Here is an 8,535-nt window from a genome sequence, read left to right as displayed (position 1 = left end):
ACCCACCACCCACCACCCACCACCCACAACGCCCGCAGGCCGCCGGTCACACCCCGGTGGGGTGCGGCCGGCGGCCTGCGTGGGTGCCGATCGGACAGCGCTGTCAGGCGGCGCCGATGCGGAAGATCCGTCGGAGATCCCTCAGGTCCGTCAGACGGACAGGACCTGGCCCGGGAGGATCAGATCCGGGTTGCCGCCGATGACGCCGGCGTTGTTCTTGTAGAGGGTCTTCCAGTCGAGGCCCTTGGCGGCGGCGATGTCGCTCAGGGTGTCACCGCTCTTGACGGTGTAGTCGGCACCGTTGGTCTTCTCGGCCGGGGCGGCCGGAGCGGCCGGAGCCGGCTTGTCGGCGGCCTTCGGGGCCTCGGCGGCCAGCGGCTGACGCTCGGTGCTGCGGTTGGCGCGGTCGTCCTGCTTGGGCGCGGCCGGCTTGGCGGCGTCCTGCTTGGGGGCGGCCGGCTTCGGCGCGGCGGGCTTCGGGGCCGCCGGCTTCGGGGTCTCGGTCTTGGCGGCGGCCGCGCCGGTGTCGACCTGGGCCGGGGCACCGCCCGCGGTCAGGCCGGCCTTGACGGAGCAGACCGGCCAGGCGCCGGGGCCCTGGGAGGCGAGCACCTTCTCGGCGACGGCGATCTGCTGGGCCTTGGTGGCCAGGTTGGCCTGCGGGGCGTACGCGGTACCGCCGTAGGCGGCCCAGGTGCTGGAGGTGAACTGGAGGCCACCGTAGAAGCCGTTGCCGCTGTTGATGCTCCAGTTACCCGTGGACTCGCACTGCGCAACCTTGTCCCAGGTGGACACGGAGGCGGCGGAGGCCGAGGTGGCCGTGACGAGGCCGGCCACCGGGAGGGCAACGACGACGCTGCCCAGAACGGCCATCCGCACGCGGTTGCGCTTGGTGGCGGTGGTGGTGGCAGCGGCGGTCTCGTTACGGAAGGTCATGAGTGTCCTCTCAAAGGCCCCGGGCGGGCATGCGGAACCAGGCCCTGGGGGCGTGGTTCCGTTCGCCGCGTCCGCTGGACGGCTGTGCACGTGTCCGACGTGCCGTGCCGTCCCGGCCACCCTTCCGGCTGCCGTGCGCCGCGCCCGCTGCTCGCGGGGTCTGCGCTCCGGCCGATGCCCTTCGCGTCGCCGGTGGTCAGCCGGCCGCTCTGGCACCTGGGGGTGAGCCCGGGTAGTGCTCGTTGCACTGGGAACGAAGCTACGAGCCGGATAAGGGAGCGCCAAACGTTTTCGGGTCATCCCAGGTCAATCGAGGGTTACCGGCGGTATTGATCAAGCAAATCAAAGCCAAATGACCGGTTTGACCACATTTGCGAAGTTCGAATTACGCTCCGTTGTGGCCCGGGCCACTTCTGAGGCCCTGTGAGGTCGGGCACATCATCGACAGGATGCGACCACTCGCTCACCTACGGCAGTCAGATCTGCGGCAAATCCCGTCGGAGCCGGGCTCACCCGTGACCCCTGACACAGGGGCCCGTTGGTAATGGCGGCCGGGCGCGCGTCCGAGCCGGGTCCCAACCGACCGCCGCGATTCCCCGACACCCGTGTCCCGGACCAGACCAACAGAGGAGCCTTCGTGCCGCGCATGCTCGATGTGAGCGAGGACGTACGAGCCGAGATCGGCGACGACGAGGCCGACCGCCTGCTGGGCGGCGCCCACGCGCCGGATGCCTATGACTGCACCTCGTGCCGCCAGCCCGGCGATTCCCTCCGGGAGCCCACCAGCACAGTGCTGTTCGTCGGCGACGAGACCGCGGTCCTCGCCTTCGCGCACTCCCGCTGCATCCCCTCCCAGGTGGTGATGGTCTCCGAGGAGCAACTGCTGGGGGCGGTCCGCAGCATCAGCCAGGCCCAGGGCAGCGCCACCGGCCCGGCCGCTCCCCCGCTTCCGGGGGGCGCTCCGGCCTTCGCAGTTCCGGGGGGACCCGCCACGGCCGCCGGGATCCCCGCGCCGGCCCCGGTCCAGGCGGCCGGTGCGGCCGCACGGGCCGCGACCGCCCCTACGGCCCCGACCGCTCCCGCGGGCGCCGCACCCGTCGCCGGGAACCAGCCGGCCGTACTAGGCGTGACCTGCGGGCTGGTGCTCTGCGGCGACACCGGACACGCCGCCCTGGTGGTCGAGCCCACGGGTCCGGTCGGCCGGCCGGGCAGCAACTCCGGCGAGGACGAGTTCCTCTCCCTGCTCGTCGAACACGGCTTCCAGCAGGTCACGGAGGTCAACCGGGCCCCGGCCCGCCCGCTGGCCGGATGGTCGGTGCTGATGGCGATCGGTCAGCTGCACGCGATCCTCCAGCCCTCGGCGACCGGCGGCAGCGCCGCCTGGTGGCAGGCGCACCAGCCGCTCCAGGTCACCGACGCCTGGCGGGCGGCGGCGGCCAAGCAGTCCGAGGTGATCATGTACGCGGTGCCCGCCGAGACCATCGGCCGCCAGCCCCGGGAGGACCTGCTGCGGTTCGCGCTGGACCGGGCGGCGAGCCAGGGGCGCCTGGTGGCCGGCATGCTCCCGCTGGCCGGCACCTGAGCACGCGAGTCCCCGAGCACCTGGGCACCTGGGCACGCGAGTCCCCGAGCACCTGAGCAGCCGAGCGCCCCGAAGCGGCCGAGCGGCCGGCATCGGTGCCCACGTCGCACGCACCCCGGCGCACCGCCGGGGTGCGTGCCCGCGCGCGTGACAGCTGGGGGGCGTGTGGCGCGCGGTGACCGCCCCTCAGTAGCTCAGGGCGCCGTGCGTCACCCCCGCATCCCCTGACCGGCTCACTCGTTGGCCCCCATGTGTACAGCTATGACGTCGCCTCCCCCAGCCGTCCCTCCGCCGCCGGCCGCTCCATCCCGAGCATGCGCCCGTCGTACGACGCGGAGCACCCGTCCTCGGCCACTCCGATCTACGACACGCTGTACTCCGAGTACCGCCGGCTCTTCCGTGCGCTACCGGGCGACCGGTCGGGCGAGGAGAACATGCGGTTCACCGGCTTCGCCGTGCGGGAGCCGGTGCGCCACGAGCTGATGCCGTACCAGCAGCACCAGAGCTTCCAGACCTTCGCGGGGCAGACCCACGGAGCGCCGCAGTTCATGCCCGCGCAGCAGTCGGCGCCCGGCCAGTTCGGGGGTGGCGCATTCGGGGGCGGCGCGTTCGCGGGCGGTGGTGCGTTCGGGAGCGGCGGCAGCGGTGGCGGGGCGGCCGGGAACGCCGGGCCCGGCCAGTACGGCGGCGCGCCCGGCCCCGCCAACGGCCAGGGCTGGGTGGCTGCCGGCTACCTCGCGCCGGCCCAGTCCGCGGCGGCGCCCGGTGCCCCGGCAGGGACGGTGGCGTCCGCTCCCCCGGACTCCGCGAACGGGAACGGCACCGGCCCGGGCGGGCGGCACCGTTCGATGCTCTCGCTGCCGCCGGGCCGGGCCACCGGCCCGAGCTGACGGCTGACGGCTGACGGTCGACGGCAGGCACCCGGTAGACGACGCACGGACGGCACGCAGACGGCGGAGGCCGGGCAGTACGTGACTGCCCGGCCTCCGCCGTCGTTCCACTCATCACCATTCCGGCCCACCCGGCCGGCGGCCGACCGGGCCCGGGCCGGACTACTTGCGGCGGCGCTTCTCCCGCACCCGGACCGAGATCGAGATCGGCGTCCCGACGAAGCCGAACTCCTCGCGCAGCCGGCGCTCGACGAAGCGCCGGTAGCCGGCCTCCAGGAAGCCGGAGGCGAACAGGACGAACCGCGGCGGCCGGGTACCGGCCTGGGTGCCGAACAGGATGCGCGGCTGCTTGCCACCCCGGACGGGGTGCGGGTGGGAGGCCACCAGCTCGCCGAGGAAGGCGTTCAGCCGGGAGGTCGGGACCCGGGTCTCCCAGCCCGCCAGCGCGGTCTCGATCGCCGGGACCAGCTTCTCCATGTGCCGGCCGGTGAGCGCCGACACGTTGACCCGGGGGGCCCACTGGACCTGGACGAGGTCGCGCTCGATCTCCCGCTCGAGGTAGTAGCGGCGCTCCTCGTCGAGCTGGTCCCACTTGTTGTAGGCGACCACGACGGCGCGGCCCGCTTCGACGGCCATCGAGATGATCCGGGTGTCCTGCTCGGCCAGCGTCTCGCTGGCATCGATCAGGACCACCGCGACCTCGGCCTTCTCCAGCGCGGAGGAGGTGCGCAGCGAGGCGTAGTAGTCGGCGCCGGCGGTCAGGTGGACCCGGCGGCGGATGCCGGCGGTGTCGACGAACTTCCAGGTCTTGCCGCCGAGTTCGATGAGCTCGTCGACCGGGTCGCGGGTGGTGCCGGCCAGCGGGTTGACGACCACCCGCTCCTCGCCGGCGACCTTGTTGAGCAGGCTCGACTTGCCGACGTTCGGACGGCCGATGAGCGCCACGCGGCGCGGGCCGCCGAGGCCGCCGGCCCCGAAGGTCTGCGGCGGGGCCTCCGGCAGGGCGGCCAGGACGGCGTCCAGCAGGTCGCCGGAGCCGCGGCCGTGCAGGGCGGAGACGGGGTACGGCTCGCCGAGGCCCAGCGACCAGAGGTAGGCGGCCTCGGCCTCGGTGGACTGGCCGTCGACCTTGTTGGCGCACAGGACGGTGGGCTTGCCGGCCTTGCGGATGATCTTGATCAGGGCTTCGTCGGTGTCGGTCGCGCCGACCGTGGCGTCGACCACGAACAGCACCGCGTCGGCGGTCTCGATGCCGAGCTCGGCCTGTGCGGCGACCATCGCGTCGAGCCCGAGGACGTCGAGCTCCCAGCCGCCGGTGTCGACCAGCTTGAAGCGCCGGCCGTTCCAGGTGGCCTCGTAGGTGACGCGGTCACGGGTGACGCCCGGACGGTCCTCGACGACCGCCTCGCGGCGGCCGATGATGCGGTTCACCAGGGTCGACTTGCCGACGTTCGGGCGGCCGACGACGGCCAGCACCGGAAGCGGACCGGCGGAGGCGCTGTCGAGGTCGGCGTCGATCTCCTCGGAGTCGAAGCCCTCCTCGGCGGCGAGGGCCATGAACTCGGCGTACTCCGCCGAGTCCAGCTCGCCGTGCACGGCCGGGGTCTCGTTGCTCATCTTCGTTTTTCCATTTCCCGGCGCGGCCCTTCCCAGGGGCGCGCCGTGCGTACCTGCCCTGGCGGGCAGCGCGAGTACTGCGTGGTGCGGTCGGTTACCGCGGGTCTACGGGTACCGCCGGCGAGGCCGACGGGCAGGGCGGAGGGGTCAGACGGCGGACAGGCCGGCCCGGTCCTCCACCAGGGTGGCGATCCGGTCGATCACCTGGTCCAGGGTGAGCGCGCTGGTGTCCACCAGGACCGCGTCGGCGGCCTGGGTCAGCGGGGCGGTCGCCCGGGAGGAGTCGGCGGCGTCACGGCGGGCCAGGTCGGCGGCCATCGCGGTGATGGTCGCCTCGTCGACGCCCTTGGCGCGCAGTTCGGCGGCCCGGCGCTCGGCGCGGGCCGTCTCGGAGGCGGTCAGGAAGATCTTGACGGTGGCGTCGGGGAACACCACCGAGCCCATGTCACGGCCCTCGGCGACGATGCCGCGCTCGGCGACCTCGGCGCAGCCCCGCTGGAGCTCGACCAGCCGGGCGCGGACGGCCGGCACGGCGGAGACGGCGGAGACCTGGGCGGTGACCTCGGGGCCGCGGATCGGGCCGGAGACGTCCTGGCCGTCGACGGTTATGGTCGGGCCGGCCGCGTCCGTACCGGAGACGATCACCGGCTTGCCGCAGGCGATGGCGACCGCCTCGGGGTCGTCCACGTCGACGTCGTTGGCCAGCATCCACCAGGTCATCGCCCGGTACATGGCGCCGGTGTCCAGGAAGCTCAGCCCGAGCCGGGCGGCTACCGCCCGGGAGACGGTCGACTTGCCGGAGCCGGAGGGTCCGTCGATGGCGACGACGACCGGGGCGTGCGCTCGGTCGGCAGTGTCCACGGGGCGAACCTCTCTCCATACAACCAGGGTGACTACGTCAAGGTTAGACGACCGCGGGACGGCTCCCGCCCCACCCGGTCGGACGGCCGGGGGTTCGGGGCGCCCTGGTGCGCGGACACTGGCCCCTGCCACACCCCCGCGCCCCGCGGTCTCAGTCCCGTACGCTCCAGCCTCGCTCGCGCAGCCCGGCCGTGAGCGGCTTGACGGATCCCGCGGCGACGGCGAGGTGGACGTGGCCGACCTGCTGGCCGGTGGAGTGCTCGATGGTGACGTCCTCGATGTTCACCCCGAGCACGCCGACCTCGCCGAACAGCCGGCCCAGCTCGCCCGGCTGGTCGCCGAGGACGACGGTGACCGTCTCGTACCGGGTGGGCGGGGCGCCGTGCTTGCCGGGGATGCGGGCCTGCCCGGTGTTGCCGCGGCGCATCACCGCCTCGATCCCGGCGGCGCCGGAGCGGCGCTCGCCCTCGTCGGCGGCCTGCAGGGCGCGCAGCGCGGTGACGGTCCCGCCGAGGTCCGCGGCGACCTCCTCCAGGATGTCGGCGACCACTCCGGCGTTGGCGGAGAGGATGTCCACCCACAGGGCCGGGTTGGAGGCGGCGATCCGGGTCACGTCCCGCACGCCCTGCCCGGAGAGCCGGACGGCGGTCTCGTCGGCGTGTTCGAGCCGGGCGGCGACCAGCGAGGACACCAGCTGCGGGGCGTGCGAGACCAGGGCCACGGCCCGGTCGTGGGCGGCCGCGTCCATCACGATGGGCATGGCCCCGCAGAGCGCGACCAGCTCCAGGACCGCGTTGAGCGTGCCGGTGTCGGTGTCCGGGGTCGGGGTGAGCACCCAGGGCCGGCCCTCGAACAGGTCGGCGCGGGCGGCCAGCGGGCCGGAACGCTCGCGGCCTGCCATCGGGTGGCTGCCGATGTAGTGCACGGTGTCGCAGCCGAGCGCGACCACGTCCGCCCGGGGCCCGGCCTTCACGCTGGCGACGTCGGTGTACCAGCGGGCCAGGCCGCGGCGCTGGCAGTCGGCGAGCACCTTGCCCACCAGGGCGGGCGGTACGGCGATGATCGCCAGGTCGACCGGGCCGTCGGCCGGGTCCGTGGTGCCGGCGCCGAGCGAGGCCGCGGTACGGGCGGCGTCCGGGTCGGCGTCCTCCAGGTGGACGCTCACCCCGCGGCCGCTGAGGGCGAGGGCGGCGGAGGTGCCGATCAGTCCGGTGCCGACGACGACGGCGGTGCGCATGGGTGCGGGTCTCCTGTGGTGCCGGTGGCGTGGGTCCGATCATCCTCCCTCACGGCGTCCCGCCGCCGCACGCGGTGTCCAGGACGAGCCCTCCCCACCGGTACCGGCAGGGCGCACCCGAACCACCGCGCCCGGTGGGAACCACCGGCCCGCCCGCGGTGTCCACACCCCCGACGCGCCGTGGACGTGCCCCGGAAATCACCGGACAGCCGGGTCGGGGCGCGGCAGACTGGCCCCGGACCGCCGCAGGCCGAAGCGCCGACCACGCAGCCGGAGCAGCAGCGGCAGCGGCAGCGGCAGCGGCAGCGGCAGCGAGACAGCCGGCCGGAGCGGCCGCCCAGGCCGCAGGAAGCAGGCACCGGGCCGCAGGCAGCGGGCAGCGGGCAGGGCAAGCAAGGGCAGGCGAAGGGGGCAGCAGGGTGACAGACCGGACAGCGCGCGGCTGGGAGTCGGGGCTCGACTCCGTCACGGTGTACGCCACGGGCGCACTCTGCCGCAGACGGGCCCGCGGCGTCGTACCGCCGGACGGCCGGGTCCGGCTCACCGGGCTGCCGCGGTCGCTGGACGCGGGTTCGCTGCGGGCCCGGGTGCTCGGCGGGGGCGGCGCGCGGGTGACGGAGGCCAGGCTGGAGGTCGAGGCAGAGCTCCACGACCCCGGCGACCTGCCCGAGCTGCGCCGCCGCCTGGAACTCGCCCGCGACGCGCGGGACGCGGCGGACGAGCGGCACACCCGCCAGCTCGGGCTGATCGCGGAGGTCTCCGCGCTGCGGGCCGTCCCGCCGCCGCGCCGCCGCGAGGAGCCGCACCGCCGGACGCCCGCGGAGGCCTGGCTGGAACTGGCCGACTTCGTCGACGAGCGGCTGGCCGCTCTGCACGAGCGGGCCGCCGCGCTGACCGAGGACCTGCGGCTGGCCGAGCACGCGCTCGCCGTCGCCGAGGACGAGCTGTCGCGGGCCTCCGACGCCGCTCCGGCACGGCCGGTGGCGACCAGCGCGACCGCCCTCCTGGCGGTCGTCGGTGCCGGCACCGACGCGGTCGAGCTGGAGCTGGAGTACGGCGTGCCCGGCGCGGTCTGGGTGCCGACCTACCGGCTGGGCCACCGCCAGGGCGAACCCACCGCGGAGCTGGTCCTGCGCGCCTCGGTGGCGCAGCGCTCGGGCGAGGACTGGACGGGTGTCCGGCTGTCGCTGTCCACCGCGGACCTGCGGCGCCGCACCGAGCTGCCGAGGCTGCGGTCGGTCCGGATCGGCCGCCGCCAGGAGGCGCCTGCGCCGTCCGGGTGGCGCGAGCCACCCGCGGGGCTGGCCGGCCTGTTCGCGGACTACGACGCGGCGGGCCCGGCGCCCGCCGCCGGCCGGGACTTCCCGCTGCCGCCGCCCGTCGCACCGGCCGCCGCCGTGCCCTTCGCCGCT

7 protein-coding genes are annotated in these 8,535 nt (G+C 74.8%); 3 read left to right on the top strand and 4 right to left on the bottom strand.

What is annotated here, in order from left to right; all coding sequences use genetic code 11:
- Nucleotides 1-150: 150 nt before the first annotated feature.
- On the bottom strand, nt 151-936 hold the full coding sequence (locus tag AA75_RS53860) for a transglycosylase family protein (RefSeq protein ID WP_033825764.1): 786 nt from the start codon (nt 934-936) through the stop codon (nt 151-153).
- A gap of 646 nt (nt 937-1,582) precedes the next feature.
- Here AA75_RS53860 and AA75_RS41820 point away from each other — a divergent pair.
- Together AA75_RS41820 and AA75_RS41815 are read left to right on the top strand one after the other, a co-directional pair.
- Nucleotides 1,583-2,518, top strand: a complete 936-nt coding sequence (locus tag AA75_RS41820; RefSeq protein ID WP_055731267.1) for a hypothetical protein — start codon at nt 1,583-1,585, stop codon at nt 2,516-2,518.
- A 314-nt stretch (nt 2,519-2,832) separates the two neighbouring features.
- Nucleotides 2,833-3,408: a hypothetical protein gene (locus tag AA75_RS41815; RefSeq protein ID WP_149038692.1), complete on the top strand. Its 576-nt coding sequence runs from the start codon at nt 2,833-2,835 to the stop codon at nt 3,406-3,408.
- A gap of 162 nt (nt 3,409-3,570) precedes the next feature.
- Here the strand turns inward: AA75_RS41815 and der are convergent, their stop codons facing one another.
- The 3 genes from der to AA75_RS41800 all read right to left on the bottom strand — a co-directional run bounded on the left by der (nt 3,571) and on the right by AA75_RS41800 (nt 7,123).
- Entirely contained in the window at nt 3,571-5,025 is a 1,455-nt protein-coding gene (der, locus tag AA75_RS41810; RefSeq protein ID WP_033825762.1) for a ribosome biogenesis GTPase Der, read from the bottom strand.
- 147 nt (nt 5,026-5,172) lie between these two features.
- Nucleotides 5,173-5,886, bottom strand: coding sequence for a (d)CMP kinase (cmk, locus tag AA75_RS41805; RefSeq protein WP_033825761.1), 714 nt, complete (start codon nt 5,884-5,886; stop codon nt 5,173-5,175).
- A gap of 151 nt (nt 5,887-6,037) precedes the next feature.
- Nucleotides 6,038-7,123 (bottom strand): prephenate dehydrogenase, encoded by a 1,086-nt coding sequence (locus AA75_RS41800; RefSeq protein WP_033825760.1) that lies wholly within the window; start codon nt 7,121-7,123, stop codon nt 6,038-6,040.
- A gap of 419 nt (nt 7,124-7,542) precedes the next feature.
- Here AA75_RS41800 and AA75_RS41795 point away from each other — a divergent pair.
- On the top strand, nt 7,543-8,535 hold a 993-nt coding region (locus AA75_RS41795; protein ID WP_149038691.1), incomplete at its 3' end, for a DUF4139 domain-containing protein.

It is taken from the genome of Kitasatospora sp. MBT63 (assembly GCF_000710465.2).
GTDB lineage: Bacteria > Actinomycetota > Actinomycetes > Streptomycetales > Streptomycetaceae > Kitasatospora.
The sequence above is the reverse complement of the archived record's forward strand: the minus strand, read 5'-3'. Positions and strand labels throughout refer to the sequence as shown.

Coding starts and splice junctions, on each gene's coding strand:
- AA75_RS53860 (WP_033825764.1), bottom strand. CDS start 936: ATGACCTTCCGTAACGAGACCGCCGCTGCCACCACCACCGCCACCAAG.
- AA75_RS41820 (WP_055731267.1), top strand. CDS start 1,583: ATGCTCGATGTGAGCGAGGACGTACGAGCCGAGATCGGCGACGACGAG.
- AA75_RS41815 (WP_149038692.1), top strand. CDS start 2,833: ATGCGCCCGTCGTACGACGCGGAGCACCCGTCCTCGGCCACTCCGATC.
- der (WP_033825762.1), bottom strand. CDS start 5,025: ATGAGCAACGAGACCCCGGCCGTGCACGGCGAGCTGGACTCGGCGGAG.
- AA75_RS41800 (WP_033825760.1), bottom strand. CDS start 7,123: ATGCGCACCGCCGTCGTCGTCGGCACCGGACTGATCGGCACCTCCGCC.